The following is an 18,942-nucleotide window of genomic DNA, read 5'->3' as shown; positions in this document are numbered from 1 at the left end:
TGTAATGGCTGACTTATCAAAATACAGAAACATCGGTATTTTTGCTCACGTTGACGCGGGCAAAACTACTACCACAGAACGTATTCTTAAACTTACTGGTATGATCCACAAGCTTGGTGAAGTACATGAGGGTGAATCTACTACCGACTTCATGGAACAAGAAGCTGAACGCGGTATTACCATCCAGTCTGCGGCTGTAAGTTGTTTCTGGAAAGATCACCGCTTTAACGTTATCGACACACCTGGACACGTTGACTTCACAGTAGAAGTATACCGTTCACTAAAAGTTCTTGATGGTGGTATCGGTGTATTCTGTGGTTCTGGCGGTGTAGAGCCACAATCAGAAACTAACTGGCGTTATGCGAACGATTCTGAAGTTGCACGTTTGATCTTCGTAAATAAGTTAGACCGTCTAGGCGCTAGCTTCTATCGCGTAACTGAGCAAGTTAAAAAAGTACTTGGCGCGACCCCATTGATCATGGTTCTACCTATCGGTACTGAAGATGAATTCTCAGGCGTTGTTGATCTATTAACTCGCAAAGCTTACATCTGGGATGATTCTGGCCAGCCAGAAAACTACAGCATCGAAGATGTTCCTGCTGACATGGAAGAGATTGTTGAAGAATACCGTGAAAAGCTTCTAGAAACAGCTGTTGAGCAAGACGATGACGTAATGATGGCCTACATGGACGGCGAAGAGCCTTCTATGGAAGACCTAAAACGCTGTATACGTAAAGGTACTCGTGATCTTGCATTCTTCCCAACATACTGTGGTTCTGCCTTCAAAAACAAAGGCATGCAACTTCTTCTTGATGCAGTAGTCGACTACCTACCAAGCCCAACCGAAGTAGATCCTCAAGATCTTACTGACGAAGAAGGTGTTCCAACAGGTGAAAAAGCGATCGTAGATGCTAAAGAGCCGCTTAAAGCTCTTGCATTTAAAATCATGGACGACCGTTTCGGCGCCCTTACTTTCGTACGTATCTACTCTGGCGTACTAAACAAAGGTGATACAATCCTTAACAGCTTCACGGGCAAAACCGAACGCGTAGGCCGTATGGTTGAAATGCAAGCGAACGACCGTAATGAAATTAGCACAGCTCAAGCTGGTGATATCATCGCAATCGTTGGCATGAAAAACGTGCAAACTGGTCACACTCTATGCGATCCTAAGCACCCTTGCACTCTTGAAGCAATGGTTTTCCCTGAGCCAGTTATCTCTATCTCTGTTACGCCAAAAGACAAAGGCGGCAACGAGAAAATGGGTATCGCAATTGGTAAAATGGTTGCTGAAGATCCAACGTTCCGCGTTGAAACTGACATTGATTCTGGCGAAACCATCCTTAAAGGTATGGGCGAGCTTCACCTAGACATCAAAGTAGACATATTGAAACGCACTTACGGCGTTGATCTAATTGTAGGTCAGCCACAAGTAGCTTACCGTGAAACTATCACGAAGAGCATTGAAGACACTTACACTCACAAGAAACAATCTGGTGGATCCGGTCAGTTTGGTAAAATCGACTACCGCATCAAGCCTGGTGAAGTGGGTTCTGGCTTCAAGTTCACATCTTCAGTTGTTGGTGGTAACGTACCAAAAGAGTTCTTCCCAGCTGTAGAAAAAGGCTTCAAGTCTATGATGAACCAAGGTGTTCTAGCAGGCTTCCCTGTACTAGACGTTGAGGTTGAATTGTTCGACGGTGGATTCCACGCGGTTGACTCTTCTGCAATTGCCTTCGAAATCGCTGCTAAAGGCGCTTTCCGTCAGTCAGTTCCAAAAGCTGGCCCTCAGTTGATCGAACCGATCATGAAAGTTGACGTGTTCACTCCAGATGACCACGTTGGTGATGTTATCGGTGACTTAAACCGTCGTCGCGGCATGATCAAAGACCAAGAGAAAGGTTTGACTGGTGTTCGCATCAAAGCAGACGTACCTCTATCTGAAATGTTTGGTTACATCAGCACTCTACGTACAATGACTTCTGGTCGTGGTCAGTTCTCTATGGAGTTCTCTCACTACCTACCATGTCCTTCTAACGTAGCTGAAACCGTTATCGCTGCGGTTAAAGAGAAGAAAGAAAGAGAAAAGAACTAAGTTCTAGTTTTTTCTAATCTCTAAAAAAACCCGATACACATTGTGTATCGGGTTTTTTATTGGTCAAAATCCCCCCCTCCTTCACCAGCCAAAATTTTAAAGACATAAAAAAAGCGCCGAAGCGCTTTTTAAATTCATATCAGAGTTAATCAGCTGCCCATTAGAACGGAACAGGATATTCTTTAAAGACTGCCATGATCTCCTTCAAAGCTTCTTCAGACAGTGGCATGTCAAAAGCAGCCATATCTTCTTTCAACTGCTCAAGAGACGTCGCACCAATGATAGTTGAACTAACACCGTCAACTTGATCACACCATGCTAATGCAAGCTGCGCAGCAGTAAAGCCATGTCTCTTAGCCACTTCCATATAAGCGGCAACCGCTTTCTCAACCAAAGGGGTATCACGGAAAATACCGTTACGCTGCGCATAGGTCCAACGACTTCCTGCAGGGCGGGCACCACCAAGATACTTACCTGTTAAAGCACCAGCCGCCAAAGGCGACCAAGGCAAATACGCAACATCTTCATGAACACAGTTTTCAACCAAATAGGGCCAATCTTTTGTGTGTAACAAGCTAAATTCATTTTGAATAGACGCAACTCGAGGCAAACCATGTTTATCACTCAAACGAATAAACTCATTAATCCCCCAAGTCGTATCATCAGATAAACCAAAGTGACGAATTTTACCCGATTTAATACAAGCATCTAACCCTTGAAGAATATCTAATATTTGAGCGGACTGCTCATTACGATCAACATCAGTAAAGCTAATAACCCCAGGGAAGTGCTTTGCAAAATGTGGTGTAGAACGATTTGGCCAATGAAGCTGATAAAGATCAATATAATCTGTCTGCAAACGCTTCAGAGAAGCATCTACTGCTTCAATCACCGTTTTGCCAGAAATATTGCTTCCATCACGAACGTATTTCATTCCAGGGCCGGCAATTTTAGTAGCAAGAATAAATTCTTTACGACGCGATGGATTACGAGAAAGCCAATCACCAATAATAGTTTCTGTTTTACCATAAGACTCAGGCGTTGGCGGTACAGAATACATTTCAGCAGTGTCGATAAAATTCACACCATTTGCTAAAGCGTATTCAATTTGAACATCGGCATCAGCTTGGTTGTTTTGAGTACCCCAAGTCATGGTACCCAAACATACGCGAGAAACTTCTAAGCCAGTTCGGCCAAGTGGAACATACTTCATGATATCAACCCTTTAAATTCAAGCGGCACATACAAGATGCGAAAGAAAATAACTAAAGAATCAATGTAATAAATTTTTTACTTACTAGCCAGTTTTATCAATGAAAACAATAAGGAGTTAAGCCTAGCTGTCACAACAATAACAACACTATTGATCATTAAGTAATGACTCATAGCGCTGATCTGTTAATGTTTTCAAAAACGCAACAATGGCATCCACCCTTTGATCTGGCAAGGCTGGACCCTTTTGCAAATTCACCAAGTCGATATTTTCCGCCACTTCAGGCTCAGCCCAAGGCTTACCTGTTTCAGGGTTTATCGTACGCCTTGGATTATTATATTTATCATAAAAAAGCACTACCGTTCGAAGATCTTTAAAGACACCATTATGCATATATGGCCCTGTAACAGCGACATTTCGCAAAGACGGCACTTTAAACTTACCTGCTTGCTTAGGGTCATCTATGGACGGATTATCCAATAATCCAAGATCTTTTTTATTACCATTGTGCGTCATCAAGTCAGGGTTAGCCGGTACACCAATATTACGATATTCATAATTAGTAAAGGTTTCTTGGGAGTTAAGTGGTGAGGCATTCAGTTGGTGACAAGCATTACAGTTTGTAAACTGTTGAGAGAAAAATAAGGTTTTTCCAAGTTCCTCTTGAGGCGTCAGTTTTATCTCGCCACGTAAAGCTCGATCGTATTTCGAGTCAAACGGCAGGAACATAGCTGTTTTTTCAAACGTCGCAATAGCCTCTGTGATTGCGGCATAACCCTTTATTGGATCATTTAAAATATCTTGCCCATAAATTGAATTAAACAAGCCTTCATAGCGCTCATTTTCTTTTACTCGGTTAACAACAGCCGCACCGTCTGGCAAAGCCATCTCCAAAGGATTTAAAAATGGTCCTTCTGCTTGTTGCGCCAAACCAGAGGCTCGACCATCTAGAAACTGGCCACCACGATATTCACCATTAGACATGCGATGAAAAGCCGGAGCAAACGCCGCATAGGCCGCAGTCGGTGTATTGCGACTCCCCATAGATAATCGATCGCTGCCCAATGAAACCGCACCAAACAAAGCATCTTGTCTTTTATCTACAAAACCGTTTGCGATATCGTGACAGGTTCCACAAGACTGATTGCGCTCTTTAGATAAATTCGTATCAAAAAATAACTGCGCTCCCAACATCGCTTTAGGATCTGTCATTGCAACAGGAAGCTCAGGAGAGGAACTAGTAGACTTAGCTTGCAAAACAACTTGCTTAGGTTCACTGCAAGCAGCTAGAAACAAAGAAACAGCAATCACACCCAAAGAAAAACGCAGCATGTTATCTTACTCTAACAATCAAAAAAGAATGGCTCGCATCATACACCCATGAAAACCTGAGTAAAACGATGACGACTGTACAATAATAATTCGGCACAAAAAAAGCGCCAAACAAGACATACATCAATTGTCTCATTGAGCGCTTTCTTATTATTAACGAGAACTTACCGAAGCACTAATTCTGCTCTGGCAAGGTCACATTTAACTCTAATATTGAACAATCATCGGTATTGTCTAATTGTATCTGCACATCTTCATTGCCGATATTTACATACTTACGAATTACATCAATGATTTCTTGCTGCATCTGTGGCAAATAATCTGGCTGATGGCGTTTACTACGCTCATGAGCAACAATAATCTGCAATCGATCCTTGGCAACAGAAGCGGAGCTAGGCGCGCTTTTGCTTTTAAAATAGTCAAAAATTCCCACTCTAACCTCCTAACAAACGTTTGATAAAACCTTTTTTCTGGACCTCTAAGAAGCGCAAAGGACGCTCCTCGCCCATCAATCGGTCAACAGCGTCCATGTAGGCAAGACCGGCTTCAGAATCTGTGTCTAAAATAACTGGTGTCCCTTGGTTTGAAGCTTTCAAAACAGCCTCTGACTCAGGAATAACACCCAGTAATGGAATTGCTAAAATATCCTCAACATCAGAGACACTTAGCATTTCACCTAACGCAACACGGCCAGGGTGGTACCGTGTTAGAAGGAGATGCTCTTCGATTGGCTCTTTACCATCTTCTGCACGCTTAGACTTACTTTGTAGAATACCCAAAATACGATCCGAGTCGCGCACAGAAGATACTTCTGGATTAGTTACAACGATGGCAGCGTCAGCAAAATATAGCGCCATCTGAGCGCCCTTCTCAATACCTGCTGGCGAATCACAGATAATGTATTCAAAGTCCTTAGCAAGCTCCTCAAGAACTCCCTGAACCCCTTCAATAGTTAAAGCATCTTTGTCGCGCGTTTGCGACGCCGGCAAAATAAACAAATCTTTTGTACGCTTATCTTTTATCAAAGCTTGAGATAAAGTCGCCTCTTTATTTATGACATTCACGAAATCATAAACCACTCGACGTTCACAACCCATAATCAAGTCTAGATTACGTAAACCCACATCGAAATCTATAATTACCGTTTTATGACCTTTTAACGCAATACCAGTCCCAATAGCAGCACTGGATGTTGTCTTGCCGACACCACCCTTGCCCGAGGTGACTACTATAATCTTTGCCAATGTTGTATCCCCCGATAAACTCACACTGAGTCTACCTAACTAATTAAATGAATAATAAATTTTAAAGCGGTACGATTTCTAAGCTATCGTCAACTAATAACACTTGAGCGCTGTCTTTCCAAACGATATTTTGCAGCGCATCGCTCAACATAAAATTACCAGCAATGGAAACCAATTCCGCTTCCATGCTTTTGCAAAAAATTCGGGCGTCCGCATCACCTTTCACACCAGCCAATGCACGACCACGCAATGCACCATAAACATGGATATTCCCATCAGCAAGCACTTCAGCACCAGCACTAACCTGATTAAGTATAATTAAGTCACCTTCAGCATAAACTTGCTGACCAGAACGAATTGGCTTAGTAATCACCTTAGTAGCTTGAGGCACTAAGCGCTCTTCAACCACTGTCTTCACCACTACATCTGGGCTAGTTTCTTCCTTAACAGCAGGAGATATATTAATTGGTCTTGCTTTACTTGCCGGCAATAGAGGAATAGTTACCGAAGCATTCCAAACAGGTAATGCTTCAGGATCACAACGCCAGCCAATTACGCCAAGGCCAAGAGCGCTGACCGATTGAATCAGCACCTCGAATTCTTCTAACCTAATACCACGCTTCATTTTCGAAATATCAATGATGATCGGCGCTTGATTAAAAAAATGCGGGACCTGATCAATCTTCTCTTTTAAATGAAATACAATGTCATCTAATGAAAAGGTTTGAATTTCTAATAAAACCGTTGTAACGACACTTCCTTTAAGTCGGAAGCCTGAGTCTGTCATGCAAACTGTCCTTTTTTAAATAGCTTAAATACTGAAAAGCCGCACTGAACTTTCATCATCAGCGTTAAAAATCTATTCTATCAAGCTGGATGATTAAAGAAAGCCACCACTACAATGTCTTTACACTTACATAAATGCCCATACCGCTCTCTTGTAGTGCTAAGAATAACGCAAAATGAGCAATAATGAACGTAAGATTAAGCATTTGATTTAATTAATATTTTACAACTTACTTACATACTTGTTCCCATAAATCTGGGGAAAACTTTTGCACCAATAACAGTCAGTAAATAAACGGATTAATACCTCATTCTTCTGTCGAATGCACAGCAAATTCAGCAGAAAGACGACTCACCCCCAAACCACTTTGTTTTGTTAACTTAATTTGTACAGGAATACGTTCTTTCAGAGCATTAATATGACTAATAATACCGATAGTTTTACCTGATGAATGCAAGTTATCCAAAGCATCAAGGGCAGACTCTAGCGTCTCGCTATCCAAAGTGCCGAAACCTTCATCTAAGAATAGCGAATCGATACTAGTCTTATGGGACACCAAATCAGACAAAGCCAAGGCTAGTGCTAGACTCACCAAGAAAGACTCTCCACCAGACAGCGTTTTCGTATCGCGCGAGGCGTTCGCTTGCCAAGTATCTACCACAAGTAAAGACAAAGCATCTTCGTTACGCATTAATTGATAGCGACGATGCAAAATATCCAAGTGTTGATTCGCCAAATACACCAAATGATCCAGCGTCAAACTTTGCGCAAAACGACGGAATTTAGCTCCATCAGCAGAGCCGATTAAATGATTCAAGCGCTCGAGATGAACAAACGCCTCTCGACGAGCCTTTAGAGCCTCTTTAGATTTGGTTACCTGATCCCTGCGTTTAACTTCTTCTTGAATCTGCTGAGCAACTACACCCCATTGACGATGCAGAGCTTGACGCTCTAAATCAAGCTCTGCATATTTTTCTTCCAGCTCTTCAAGAGAAGACTTTTCAAAGATAGAGCCGTCAAGAGCAGCATCGTCAAAAACAGCAAGCTTGGACTTGCTTTCGGAATGCTTAAGCAAGGATTCCTCGGATTGAGTTAATAATGTTTGTAATCGAGAAACGGCTTCTTGTAACTTCTTCTGCACGTCTTGACGTTGATTGACTTCCTCTGTGGATAAACTTGCTTGCAACCAAACAGCCTCACTTTCAAAGCCTGTCTCAGCTAAACGTTTTTGCCAATGAGACAAAGCTGCCTCATATTCTGACGTTAATAAAAGCTGCGTTTTATTGAGAGCTTCCAACGTAGCATTACTAGACGCCAATGCTTGAGCGATTTGCTGTCGCTCAGATTCTACCTTTTCTAACGCTTGATGAGCATGATCAGTCTGAGATTGCACTTCTTGACGAAGTTCACCAACACTCTTGCCACCTAAAAGTTCATGTAACTGTTCAGCGATAGCTTTTAAACTCGCATCAAGCTCAGCGACTTTCTCACGTGCTTCAGTATGCAATTGCTGACTCTCTTTTAACGCACCTTGCAGACCTTGGCATTCGTAAGAAAGCTGCTCACGTTGCTGCCATAGAGCATCGTAACCCGTTTTACTGTCGCGCCATTGCGTCATCGCGTCTTGCAACTGCACCAACGCTTCTGCCAAAGACAAATCAAAGTAGCTTTCAGGAACATTTGCTTGCTGCATTTCATTGCGCAAATGCCCAATGGTTTGCTCTTGTTCGTCTCTTCTAGTTGTTAAATTCTGTTGATGCGTTTCTAAAGTTTGCCACAACAGCTGACACTGATTCTGATCTTGTGAAACTTGCTGTTGCGTCGTTTGATGCTGAAGATTCAAGCGTTGTAATTCAGATTCTAATGCCACACGAGATTGTTGGAGCGCTTCTAGCTTAGGCGCGATTTCTTGCAAAGCACGCCAGTCTTGATCGACGCGCTGAACCAGAACCGACACTTGCTCTTTATCAAACAGATTAAAGCTGGCATCTTGGCTATTCACATAGTGAGTTAGTGATGCTATCCATTCTTTCAACTCATTTTCTGTGGTGAGCAAACCTTCAATTAATTGCTGACGTCGAGTTTGACCAGAAGTTAACTCTCGCTGCAGAGATTCTAAATCCGCAGCCAATTGCATGCCTTGCCCCTTAAGGCTATCCAGCTCTTTGCCTAAACGAGCAAATTCTTCCTGGCTGCCAGAATCCACTTGGTACATAGCATTAGCGAGATCATGCTCCGCCGAACCACACAGCGGACATGCATCATGCTCGCCAAGTTCATCACGCAACTGCGTGAGCACGATAATATGTCGCTCTGCCTCTGCAAGTTTTTCAACCGATTTTTGATGACGTAACTTATCTTTATAAGTTTGTCTTTGTTGCTCCAATTGGCTTTGCTGTTGTTGAATGCTGTTTGTCATCGTATTCAGGCTGGCGTCTATATCAGCCAGCTGAGCTTGTCGCTCTTGATACTGATGAAACTGCTTCCAGAGGGATTGCGCATTATACTGAGCGCGTTCAGTCTGATGATAAGCTTTCTGCCAATCAGCATAGTCACGTTGCGACGACAACTGCATAAAAGCATCAAGGGTGTTCTGTAACGCTTGTTGGCGATCAAGCATACCTGCTTGGTCTTGCTCTAACTTAGCTTGATTCGACGCATAAGACGAACGAGCGACATCATAGGATTTTGTAGTAGAGGCAATATTGCTTTCTAGCTCGGCAATGGCTAGAGCATTCGATGCCATACTTTGCACTTGATGCTGCCAACTCGCCAACTGATTTTCGATCTTTTCCGGTGACGCCCAGCGACTCAAAATAGCTTTGCTGTCTTCGCACGCTTTATCAATATCTGCTTGTTTTTCAGTCACCGCTTTTAACTGCGACTGCTGATTTTCGACTTTTTCAGCCGCCTGTTTTAACCGAGCAGACACATCTTGATGTTGCGCCTTCACACTTTCTTGGCGAGACAAGATAGGCTGAATTTCATCATTAATTTTGTTGTTTAACGCTTCTAATTCAGCACGAGTATTCGCTAATTTCGTTTTAGCCTGTTCAACAGATTCCTTGATAATCTGGCTTTGTTTAAGCTGCGCTTGTTGCATTTCAGTATATTGGGCAATATCTGCTTGATTCTGATCCAAGCGAGATTTTAAGCTTTGCTGCTTTTCATAATCAGGCAGCAAAACTTGCGCGGTCAGCGCCTGCTCAAGCTGCTGCTGTTGAGGCGCAAAATCCGCAAGCGCCTGACTCGCTTCTTCTACTTGTTGCTGATACTGAGCAACTTGCTCTTGCAGCTTTTGTTCAGTGCGACGCCATTCAAGTACATTTTGATGTGCTTTTAGCGCCTGCGCATTGGCTTTTTCATTGGCTTCAAAACTCGATTCTGTTTGCTTTAGTTCAGCAAAAGCGTCGTCAGTTAGCAATTGAGTCTGCTCATTGAAGCTTTCAAGCGATGCAATAGATTGCTTTTCTTGCTTATGCTTATCAAACACCCACTTAGACACATCACCGTAAATCTCCGTGCCTGTTAGCTCTTCTAACAACTCAGCACGATCATTAGCAGAGGCATTCAAGAAAGCCGAAAAGCCGCCTTGAGCAAGCAACATAGACTTAGTGAAACGCGAAAAATCTAAGCCAGTGATTTCCGCTATCTTATCGATCTTTTCGTTTATCTTAGTAGTAATGATGTTGCCATCACGTTCGCACAGCTCACAAGTCATGGGCTGTAACTTACCATCACTCTGGCCGCGGGCACGTCGTTGCCCCCAAAAAGCGCGATAACCTTTGCCCTTTATTTCAAACTCGACTTCCGCCAAACATTCAGATGTATGGCGTGTCATCACATCATTCTGACTAGGTGAGACTTTCAGACGCGGTGTTTCATGGTACAAAGCCAAACAGATCGCATCCAATAAGGTCGACTTACCCGCGCCCGTTGGTCCGACAATGGCAAATACACCCGCGTCATCAAAAGGCGCTTTGGTAAAATCAATTTCCCATTCGCCTTTTAAGGAGTTCAAATTCTTCAGGCGCAGTTTACAAATTTTCATAATTGCTTCTCCTCGCCTTTTGACACCTTACTTTCTAACTCTTCTTGCGAATGACCTTGCTGATGCTCTTCCAACTCTACTAAGCAAGTATTGAAAAGCTCGGTCAGTGTTTTACTTTCTTCTGCATCAAGTTCTAAATTCGATTTAAGACTCTGTTCAAAAACATCACCAACAGTTAATTCTGACAAGGTTTTACGCGCCTCAAAGCCTTCGTTCTTTTTCTCTACCGCACTTCTTCGCATGACACGAAGTAATTCAATTGGCTTACCGTCAATGACTTCTAACAAACGCTTATGCACATCGCTCAAATACTCATCAGCAATCACCGTCACTTCCATCCAAAGGGCTTTATCTTCCGCCAATTTCAACCCAGTAATCTGTTTAATCACGTCTTTTAAATTACCCTTCAAACTCGCCATTGGCTGAAAATTAGGTATCGTCACCAATTGAACCGGATCCATAGGCTCAGCAAACAAGTCTTCAACAAAAGTGTCTTCGCCTAATAAATCGGTATCGAACATAACCAAAGTCTTGTCGCGACCCAGCTCATCAAAGCTCAATGGAATCGGCGAACCGCTATAACGGAATCGACCGCTTTTGCTAATCGGCTGAGCACGATGAATATGCCCAAGAGCAAGGTAATCAAACGCCGGAAACACCGACGTCGGCAAAGCTTCCAAAGTACCCACATAAAGATCACGCACCGACTCGCTCACTTGTCCACCCACTGCGGTCAAATGCCCAGTACCAATAATCGGCACAGGCGTTTTCAGTGCTTTGTTTTTCTCACAAGCGGCTTCATAAACTCGCTGATAAAAATCACCAATCATCTGCAATAGACTGAGCTTCTTATCTTGCTCAGACTGCCCAGCAACGCTTTGCATTACATCTTTTGGTCGCAAATACGGCACAGCACACACCCAAGCCGCAATCTCGCCTGTCTTGTCTTTAAGAGGAATTACATGTGAGTCGATATCTTCGAGATTGGCCTGGCTCGACACTTGCGTATCGAGATAAGTCAGCAAGCTCTTGGATTCATTTAGCATACTGACCGAATCGTGATTACCCGCGACAATCACCAACTGACACTGGCGAGCCTTCATATCCAATACCAGCTGATGATACATTTCGCGTGCATAACTTGGCGGCGAGCCGGTGTCGAAAACATCGCCAGCAATGATCACCGCGTCGATAGATTTTTTATCCACCAGCGCCAATAGCCAGTCAATAAAAGCTTTGTGCTCATCGCGACGAGATTTCCCCATAAAATGCTGACCAAGATGCCAGTCTGAGGTGTGTAGTATTTTCATTTATAGAATCCGTTGAATATAAAAATATGCATAAAAATAAATAGGCCAAGTTACCGAACAAAATGCAGCTGATTCGGATGAATCCGCAAAGGACGTAATAACTTACTCCAATCCTTCGCTGACACGTTTTGACCATGATAAATAAGTTGTAGAGATGTGCTGCCAGAATTCGCCAACGCCTCTTGAAGAAAAGCCATAAGCGCATCATCCGCCAAACTAAGCGTCAGATCATTATTCGCATACAAAACAAAATGCCCGAGAAACATTGGCGTATAATCCAATAAAGCTTCACGCCAATAAGATTCAAAAATCCCATTTTCAGGAGAGGAAATAACCACCACTGGCGAATCGGCAATGTCCATTTCGAACAACAAGCGCCCTTTTCTAACGCCCGTTGATAATTGAACATCTAGCTTGTCATTAGACGAAAGCGCCAAGGCTCGTAACCAATCCCCAGCGGAAAGATACTTTTTGTGCAGTACGACTTTTAAAGGCGCTCCGGCAGGATTCAATGCCATACATTCGTAGAAATGAGCTTGCTCATCAGATAATTTTTCAAAGGGAAAAGACACCAAAACGCGATCACCGAAGGATTCGTCACTTGGCCCTAAGAGAGTCAACTCAATCGATACTTCATCAAGTGGAATCTTTCTTAAAACAGAAAAAACGGAAGACTCAGCCGGCGTTTGCCGAGTCAAAGACATCGCCGAAGCAACCGTCGTTTGGCAAGAAAGAATCGACTCGCAATTGCTCGCATCATAAAGACGACACGCACCACAAGCCCCAGCACGACAACCGTAACGAACATCCGCACCCTGAGAAAGCAATGACGACAACAAATTATCGCCCAAAACCGCCTCAAACTGCTCATCATCCAATTCTATCGTCAGCGCCTGCGAATCCATCATCCAACCTCATCTTCGATTGGGCTATTATGACATATTCTAACCCGCTGACCTTGCACCCATTCCAAAAAAGAAAAGGCAATACTTATTGGAAGCATTGCCTTGGGTTCGGTTTGTAATATCAGCTTATTTGGCAACGACAAAGTGAAATGACATTCCTTCTTCGAAACTATCGCCTACCTCGTCGGAAGTTCATTTCACTTTGTTTAAGGGGAAGTTTACCTTATGAATGATGTTTGGCTGCTTTAACAGCCAAACTTAACACTGCGAATAGAGTAAGGTTATTCTTTTTACGCCTCAGTCAGCCGACGCGTTAGCGGTCGGCTGGATTGACTTGTTAGCCTTTTTCTCTATCAATATCGATGAAGTACCTATGTCTTTGTATTCATAGATCGCTTTTGCTCTTTTCACTAGTCTCCTATCCTCTGACAATATTGCAGAGCAGTATGCTCCCATACCGATATGACTAGCATCACTTCTCACATTGTGGATTTTACTAATTTTTCTACATTTCTTTTCCGCTTGAAAACCCAATATATCCATAACTGCATTGCATCCAATTATGCCAAGATACACGGGCCATGACTCATAACCTTGCTTATCAAGGGGATCAAAACCAAAAAACTGATCGCAGCTAATACCAGAACCTTCCATTGTTGAAGATATTATCTCCCAAATTTGTGCAATCTGATATTCTCCTGCGATGCCGCCAATAGTCCCTTTTTCATCACCAAATGCAGCTCTAGTCTTTTTAATGTCATTTCCGTTCGAAATCATATTGTCAACCATCGCATCAAATTCTGGTTTGATGGCGCCGATTTTGTTAGTCATCTCTGCTGTGTCATATGGTAAATCAGATGTTAGTTGTAAAACTTGATCTGCTAAATTATCTGAAAGTTCTTTTAAGGGACCCTCATCTCCACCGCCGTTAACCCACACTTGAAATGGATCAAAAATGGTTTCGTCGAATTCTACAACGCCTATTGCTTCAATATAGTTCTGATAATTCTCAAATGGAGTAAGATCTTCGATCAATCTTGCTTCACCGGTAATTTTCCAGTTTTCATCAAGTACAAGATCCAGCATTATTGCGCCAATCTCATTTAGCACATCTAAATATTTTTCTGGGTTATCGGCTCGCTTGATTTCCGAAAAGTGTTCCTTCGAATAAACCCATTTAATGTCATCTCTTTTGCTAAGGTTTATATGTCCTAGCAACTGGAGACCTATGATGTTTTGATCAATGTAGACTAAGGGGGTACTCATAAATCTCCGGGAAGGCTAACGCCGCATTAAGGTGTGAGCGGCGCTTGGCTATACTTGAGCGAAGCGAAACTGCCAAGCGTTGCGAATCACTCTTAAATGCTTTGTTAGGCATTTGCTTGCTGCTTAGCTTTTTCAATTACTGGAACTACAACCAAGTTAATATACTCATCGATGTCACTTTTAGGAATGTTACGTACACGCTCCCGCAGTTTTTCAATTTTTTGTTTAACTTCCTTGGATGTAACTCTACTTACTCGTTTTGAAACAACTAACAAATCTTGTTCAAGGTCCGATAGTGATTCCTTATTAGTAAATGATTTAAAGCTTGATAGAAAAGCTTGATCCTCTGCACTCTCTGTTGGGATGTCATGTAAGATCTTCAAATATTCAACCAAGACTCTGTTGCTGGATAGTTTGAAAGCAAGCATCGGATCAATCTGAGCGAGAGACTCTACTGAGTCGTGATACTTATCATATAACTCAGATTGTTTACCTATTGGGACGTACTCCATGATTCCTTTTGATATCTCAACAGCTAAGTTATCTGGAATAGCTTCATTTGGATACTTCCTCTTGAGTCCAGCCACAATAGCTTCAGCATATGAGTCAGACGCTATAAACTGTGACATAGATAGATTTTGCCAAACAGATAGCAAACGGAAAAGAGATTGATTTAATTTTTCTTTTTCAGCTTTTCTTTCCTTATAGTGGAATGCAATAAAGCTGATAAGCGAACCTAGGAAAGCACCTAGTACAACCGAAATTATTGAAGTCAAAATTTCTCCTTTTTGATGCCTAACGCCCGCAACACCGGACAAATTGAAGCGCAGCGGAAAATTGTTCCGAGTGCTTGCGTTTGTTAGAGGCTCTCCATGTAACTGTTGAGCTCAAGTATTAACTGTGACGTATGATCCCTGTGCTCATTTTTGATGACCCTCTTGTTATCAAGAAGACCATCTACAGCTTGAGTAGCTTTTCTTTCTTGTTTGGTTCGTATATCGTCTGCACATATATGAACAAAATGAAAGTCTGGGAATTCAGCCTTAAGTTTAGGAACTTCTTCTGCCTTATCTCCATCGAGTATTGCCGCTACTTTTTTAAAACCTAAATCTTGTAGCAGGAAGCAAATAAAACTTATATTCGAGGCTCCCCCAGCCCCCCATCCAAAGAAGGAGGCTGCTATATTTTGCTCTAACTGTTCCGCAATATCAGGAAATAAAAGAACATCCTCTTGACCTTCAACTACGATAATTCCGTCCTCCTGAAAGAATAGCTCTCTTGTATCTAAGCCAAATGTATGCGGGTTATATAAATTCCCGCTAGCTAACTTTTCAATTACCCTTCTGCCCTCAGGTGACAATTGATAAATCTCAGTTCCACTACCATCATTAATGACACGAACCAATTGCGAACCATTAATAATTGACTTGATGTCAACGAAATAGGGGGAGTGGGTCGAAATAATAATTTGTCTATCTTTAGAAAACTCGTTTAATAATCCAAACACGCGCTTTTGTAGGGCTGGATGAAGTGAAAGCTCAGGCTCATCTATAACAATGACATCACCAGGTTTTGAATCATACAGGGAATCAACAATAGCAAATATACTTACAATACCTTCTCCCATGCCATCACTAGTATGAGAGTTATCACCATTGTAGAATTTTAGAAAATATTGCCCTTGGTCAGACTGGTCAATCGACCACTCTGGTTTAAATGGTAGTACTTTATGCAGTATTTTATTAAAAGCCTCTTGATTATCTAATATATTAAATAATCTGAATTGAAAGTTATTCATCATAGAACTGCGTTGAGCAGGAAGCTCTGTGTTATTAAGATATTGCTCCCTCGTTTTAGCTCCTCGGCCGAAAAATGGGTCGAATGCTCGCCTTGACGGCAATACAAATACCTGAAATTGGTGATTTACTTCCGCTTTTCTAGTTTCACTGCTGCCTTTTTTTAAAGACGATATTCTTTCTTCTTTACCATCAATAATGTACGTGATGTCGACCCGATCAACTGACGAGTTTCTTGCGCCAACAGTAAAACTTGGTGCCTGATAGCCACCACGAGCTTTTAGGCATTCTATAATAGATGACTTACCGGAATTATTGGCTCCAGTTATTATTGTTAGCCCGCTACCCAATGTTCCATTTGGGATTGAGAAACAAACACACTGCTTAGAGCTAAACCCCCTGAAGCCGATAATTTCAATTTTTTCTAAGGGCATATTTGCTCCGTATGGCCTCTAACAGTTTAATAGTACGCATGCGCGTTTACACATATTTAAAACCTTCTTAACATAACTATAAGTAACTGACTCCAAAGCCATTAATAGAGATACTAACAAAAGGCAAAACTGGATAAACGAGCATGCGCGTTATTTCTGAATAGTGGATTCTTATTCATTGATATTAAGAGACTTTTTCATTTACTGCCAGCCAAAACACGCAATACCGTGATTATTTATTAAGCAAACTGTGTCAATAATTAGTCATTTTAAAAATAAACTGTATATCCGGACAGTCTATATTAATTTGTCTTGGTGTGTTTGGTGAATACGGATTAAAAGCCTTGGAATGAAAGCTAAATTCCGCGCCGGCCTAAAGGCGAGACCCACCATAGAAAATGAAAGCTTTGCTTTCAACGGCACATTACGCTGCGCTAATGATGACCTGCGATTAGCTAAGAAGAAGTCAGTACGACACGACGAGTCTTATTAATGAGAACAAGAGTGACATTCACCTGAGGTAGGCGGTAGTTTCAAAGGGAATGTCACTCGGTTCGAGTTATGTGTTCGGCATCATGTTCCAAACAGGCGTAGTTAAAGCAAATATCAAGGTGATTTATAGAAAATTGGCACGACCAAAACGGCGGATCACGGTCGTGCCTCCCTCATCGCGCCCTACCATTAGTTACAAAGAAGTCAGTTCGACGCGACTAGGCTTAGTAACGAGAATAAGAGTGACATTCACCTGAGGTAGGCGATAGTTTCGAAGGGAATGTCACTCGGTTCGAGTTGTGTGCGTAAGCCCGAAGAGTTAAGCCTTTGGAACGGATTCCAACAACGCCACAAGTAGTCGCCAAAAATCCCCAACGGAATCAATCTCCATGCGTTCTGTTGGTGAATGCGCGCCGCGGATGTTAGGGCCGAATGAGACCATTTCCATGCCTGGGTATTTCGCGCCGATGATGCCGCATTCTAAGCCCGCATGAATAACTTTAACATTGGCTTCGTGACCCATGACGTTAGTGTGAACAGTTAAGAAATGCTTTAGCAAGCCAGCATTTGGATCTGGACGCCAGCCTGGGTAGCCGTTCTCTAATTTCACATTAGCTTGGATTAACGAAAATGCGGATTTTGCCACGTAAGCAAGGTGTTCCACGGCAGAATCGACAAGGGAACGTACCAATAAGCAAGCATCAAAGGCTTTCTTGCCATCTTCTGTGTTGCGTAGATTGATCACGCCAAAGTTACAGGAGGTTTCTGTCACGCCTTCCAAGTCCGCACTCATGCGATGAACACCATGAGGCGCGCAGTACATGGCATTTAACAAGGCATCTTTATCGTTTGCTTCCAGTTCAGTATCCAATTCAGCGGTTTCTAACGTCACCATCAAATTCGCTTCCGTGGTGATAAATTCTGCCTTAGTGGCTTTTTCGAACTCTTCGATAAAAGCAAATAACTTGGCTTGGTCTTTGTCACTTATATTAATCGTCGCTACCGCGTCTCGAGAAATAGCGTTGCGCAGTGTTCCACCAGTAAACGAGCTTAAACCAAAGTCACAGCGCTCTTTAAGAAGGTTTAACAAGCGCACAATAAGCACGTTCGCACTGGCGCGGCCTTTGTGAATATCCAAACCTGAATGTCCGCCACGTAAGCCCGACACAGTGATTTTGAAGGCTTTTTTATCACTGCCAGTCGCCACAATGGGATATTGTTTTGCCACATTGATGTCCATACCACCAGCACAGCCAATGTACACATCACCGCGATCCTCTGAATCCAAGTTCAATAAGATTTTACCTTTTAGAATGCCCTCTTCAAGCTGCAATGCACCACGTAAGCTGGTTTCTTCTTCGATGGTAAACAAGGCTTCAATTGGCCCGTGAGCTAAATCAGTCGATTCCAACACCGCCATCGCAGCAGCCACACCAATGCCATTGTCAGCACCAAGCGTTGTTCCGGTGGCTTGAACCCAGCCATCGATCACTTGCGTGATAATCGGGTCTCTAGTGAAGTCGTGGTCAATATCAGCATTCTTCTGCGCCACCATGTCCAAATGGCCTTGTAAGACGACTGTTTCTCTGTCTTCCATCCCTTTGCTGGCGGCTTTGCGAATTAACAAGTTGCCGACGGGATCCACATAGGTTTCATGACCTAAATCGGTCGCCCATTGAATCAAGTGTTCTCTTAATACTGCTTCATAGTATGACGGGCGCGGTGTATTACATAGTGTTTGGAAATGGCGCCAAATTGCGGTTGGTTGTAACGTCGTTAGTACTTCGTTCATCTTGGTCTCTTGTATTTTTTCATGGCATGTTGCGAATGCTAGCAACACTAAAGAAGAGCACCAATTGTGGCAATCGAAATTAAGACTAAGCCGATAGAGAAAACGCATGCACTAACAGATCATTCTTAATAAAAATTAACAAATCTAGCAAGCTAAACAGGCACAGAAAATTAAATGAAACGCCGTTTTAATTATTTCTGGTGACAAACAAAAATCTCCTTTAAG

At 42.6% G+C, this 18,942-nt stretch carries 13 protein-coding genes; 1 reads left to right on the top strand and 12 read right to left on the bottom strand.

Annotated features, from left to right (window positions below; genetic code table 11):
• Window positions 1-4 precede the first annotated feature (4 nt).
• On the top strand, window positions 5-2,095 hold the full coding sequence (gene fusA, locus TY87_RS20430; RefSeq protein ID WP_072841939.1) for an elongation factor G: 2,091 nt from the start codon (window positions 5-7) through the stop codon (window positions 2,093-2,095).
• 160 nt (window positions 2,096-2,255) lie between these two features.
• Here the strand turns inward: fusA and TY87_RS20425 are convergent, their stop codons facing one another.
• From TY87_RS20425 to TY87_RS20370, 12 genes are all read right to left on the bottom strand, one after another.
• Entirely contained in the window at window positions 2,256-3,308 is a 1,053-nt protein-coding gene (locus TY87_RS20425; RefSeq protein ID WP_100188472.1) for an aldo/keto reductase, read from the bottom strand.
• A 147-nt stretch (window positions 3,309-3,455) separates the two neighbouring features.
• Entirely contained in the window at window positions 3,456-4,640 is a 1,185-nt protein-coding gene (locus TY87_RS20420) for a cytochrome-c peroxidase (RefSeq protein WP_100188471.1), read from the bottom strand.
• 175 nt (window positions 4,641-4,815) lie between these two features.
• Window positions 4,816-5,073 carry a cell division topological specificity factor MinE gene (gene minE / locus TY87_RS20415; protein WP_012070053.1) on the bottom strand — a complete coding sequence of 86 codons (258 nt, stop codon included), beginning with the start codon at window positions 5,071-5,073 and terminating at the stop codon, window positions 4,816-4,818.
• A gap of 1 nt (window position 5,074) precedes the next feature.
• Complete coding sequence (minD, locus tag TY87_RS20410; RefSeq protein ID WP_048814317.1) at window positions 5,075-5,884, bottom strand: septum site-determining protein MinD; 810 nt, start codon at window positions 5,882-5,884, stop codon at window positions 5,075-5,077.
• A gap of 61 nt (window positions 5,885-5,945) precedes the next feature.
• On the bottom strand, window positions 5,946-6,671 hold the full coding sequence (gene minC / locus TY87_RS20405) for a septum site-determining protein MinC (RefSeq protein WP_012070055.1): 726 nt from the start codon (window positions 6,669-6,671) through the stop codon (window positions 5,946-5,948).
• Window positions 6,672-6,978: 307 nt separating this feature from the next.
• Complete coding sequence (locus tag TY87_RS20400; RefSeq protein ID WP_100188470.1) at window positions 6,979-10,722, bottom strand: SbcC/MukB-like Walker B domain-containing protein; 3,744 nt, start codon at window positions 10,720-10,722, stop codon at window positions 6,979-6,981.
• The gene (gene sbcD, locus TY87_RS20395) at window positions 10,719-12,032 is read right to left on the bottom strand and encodes an exonuclease subunit SbcD (protein WP_100188469.1); all 1,314 of its coding nucleotides are present in this window, start codon (window positions 12,030-12,032) and stop codon (window positions 10,719-10,721) included. The genes TY87_RS20400 and sbcD overlap by 4 nt, the downstream gene beginning before the upstream one ends.
• Window positions 12,033-12,082: 50 nt before the next feature.
• On the bottom strand, window positions 12,083-12,940 hold the full coding sequence (locus tag TY87_RS20390) for a 2Fe-2S iron-sulfur cluster-binding protein (protein ID WP_100188468.1): 858 nt from the start codon (window positions 12,938-12,940) through the stop codon (window positions 12,083-12,085).
• 294 nt (window positions 12,941-13,234) lie between these two features.
• Window positions 13,235-14,203, bottom strand: coding sequence for a hypothetical protein (locus TY87_RS20385; RefSeq protein ID WP_100188467.1), 969 nt, complete (start codon window positions 14,201-14,203; stop codon window positions 13,235-13,237).
• A 104-nt stretch (window positions 14,204-14,307) separates the two neighbouring features.
• Window positions 14,308-14,979 carry a hypothetical protein gene (locus TY87_RS20380; RefSeq protein WP_100188466.1) on the bottom strand — a complete coding sequence of 224 codons (672 nt, stop codon included), beginning with the start codon at window positions 14,977-14,979 and terminating at the stop codon, window positions 14,308-14,310.
• Between the two features lie 83 nt (window positions 14,980-15,062).
• Window positions 15,063-16,433, bottom strand: a complete 1,371-nt coding sequence (locus tag TY87_RS20375) for an ATP-dependent nuclease (protein WP_100188465.1) — start codon at window positions 16,431-16,433, stop codon at window positions 15,063-15,065.
• A gap of 811 nt (window positions 16,434-17,244) precedes the next feature.
• The gene (locus tag TY87_RS20370) at window positions 17,245-18,717 is read right to left on the bottom strand and encodes an aminoacyl-histidine dipeptidase (RefSeq protein ID WP_100188464.1); all 1,473 of its coding nucleotides are present in this window, start codon (window positions 18,715-18,717) and stop codon (window positions 17,245-17,247) included.
• Between the last annotated feature and the right edge of the window lie 225 nt (window positions 18,718-18,942).

The organism is Marinomonas sp. BSi20584 (genome assembly GCF_002792415.1).
In the GTDB taxonomy this organism is placed as follows: domain Bacteria; phylum Pseudomonadota; class Gammaproteobacteria; order Pseudomonadales; family Marinomonadaceae; genus Marinomonas; species Marinomonas polaris.
This window is presented reverse-complemented; position numbering and strand designations above follow the sequence as displayed.

Excerpts from the sequence above, each read along its gene's own strand:
- fusA (WP_072841939.1), top strand. The coding sequence starts at position 5 with ATGGCTGACTTATCAAAATACAGAAACATCGGTATTTTTGCTCACGTT.
- TY87_RS20425 (WP_100188472.1), bottom strand. The coding sequence starts at position 3,308 with ATGAAGTATGTTCCACTTGGCCGAACTGGCTTAGAAGTTTCTCGCGTA.
- TY87_RS20420 (WP_100188471.1), bottom strand. The coding sequence starts at position 4,640 with ATGCTGCGTTTTTCTTTGGGTGTGATTGCTGTTTCTTTGTTTCTAGCT.
- minC (WP_012070055.1), bottom strand. The coding sequence starts at position 6,671 with ATGACAGACTCAGGCTTCCGACTTAAAGGAAGTGTCGTTACAACGGTT.
- TY87_RS20400 (WP_100188470.1), bottom strand. The coding sequence starts at position 10,722 with ATGAAAATTTGTAAACTGCGCCTGAAGAATTTGAACTCCTTAAAAGGC.
- sbcD (WP_100188469.1), bottom strand. The coding sequence starts at position 12,032 with ATGAAAATACTACACACCTCAGACTGGCATCTTGGTCAGCATTTTATG.
- TY87_RS20390 (WP_100188468.1), bottom strand. The coding sequence starts at position 12,940 with ATGATGGATTCGCAGGCGCTGACGATAGAATTGGATGATGAGCAGTTT.
- TY87_RS20385 (WP_100188467.1), bottom strand. The coding sequence starts at position 14,203 with ATGAGTACCCCCTTAGTCTACATTGATCAAAACATCATAGGTCTCCAG.
- TY87_RS20375 (WP_100188465.1), bottom strand. The coding sequence starts at position 16,433 with ATGCCCTTAGAAAAAATTGAAATTATCGGCTTCAGGGGGTTTAGCTCT.
- TY87_RS20370 (WP_100188464.1), bottom strand. The coding sequence starts at position 18,717 with ATGAACGAAGTACTAACGACGTTACAACCAACCGCAATTTGGCGCCAT.